Raw genomic sequence first — 830 nt, 5'->3', positions numbered from 1 at the left:
CTCGGCGGCGGCCGTCCGCAGCCGGGCGGTGACGTACTCGCGCTCGGCGTCCGAGGCGAGCACGGCGTCGGACCGGGGCGGGAGACCGCCTGCGGTCGTCGCCGTGGGCGCGGTCGCGGCCGGGATCGCGTCGGCCGGGGTCGGGGTGGCGGGGGACGGTGTGGCCGGTGCCGGGGCGGTGGCCGGTCCGGGTGCGGGACGGGTGTCCGGAGTCGCTGTCATGACGGCCAGCGTCGTGGTGCCGGGGGGTCGCGCGCGTCCGTCCGCGGTCGCCGATCCCGCTGCCGCCCCCGGGGAAGGAGCGGCCGCCCCTGTACTCCCGCGGGTGTACGGCACCGGTCACCGTCCGGACGACGACCGCTGTCGGTGCCCCGGTCTACGGTGTCCCGCGTGCCCGCCGACCGACGTCCGAGGTGGGGCGGGATCGCGCGGATCATCGTCCCCGCGCTGGTCGCCGGCCTGTTCACCGTGGGCGGGACGGCGTTCTACGCCGTCCGCAGCGCGCAGTACCCGGACCCGGACGCGACGGCACTCCCGCTCGACGGGCTCGCCGCCGCACTGCTCGCGATGGGGCCGGTCGCGCTGCTGTTCCGGCACCTGAACCGGGTCGTGGCGCTCGCGGTGTGCGCGGCCGCGGTCGTCGTCTACCTGGGCCTGGGGTACCCGCCGATCGGGCCGCTCGGGTTCGCGTTCGCCGTGGCGCTGGTGTCGGCGGTCGCCGCGGGGCGCCACCACCGCGCGCTCGCGGTGGTGGCCGTCGCGTCGGCCGTGCTGACCGGGTGGCTGCTCGTGACCGGGCGGCCGATCCCGTGGCCGGCGACCGCGCCGGT

At 78.6% G+C, this 830-nt stretch carries 2 protein-coding genes; one reads left to right on the top strand and one right to left on the bottom strand.

Annotated elements, in window-relative coordinates; all coding sequences use genetic code 11:
• A partial coding sequence (locus tag GTW08_RS31320; RefSeq protein WP_202417899.1) for a hypothetical protein occupies positions 1-222 on the bottom strand: 222 nt, incomplete at its 3' end.
• 168 nt (positions 223-390) lie between these two features.
• Between GTW08_RS31320 and GTW08_RS29905 the strand changes: the two genes are divergently transcribed.
• A partial coding sequence (locus GTW08_RS29905; protein WP_202417898.1) for a hypothetical protein occupies positions 391-830 on the top strand: 440 nt, incomplete at its 3' end.

Origin of the sequence: Pseudonocardia sp. SID8383 (assembly GCF_009864975.1) — a bacterium.
GTDB classification, from domain to species: Bacteria; Actinomycetota; Actinomycetes; order Mycobacteriales; family Pseudonocardiaceae; genus Pseudonocardia; species Pseudonocardia alni.
The sequence above is the reverse complement of the archived record's forward strand: the minus strand, read 5'-3'. Positions and strand labels throughout refer to the sequence as shown.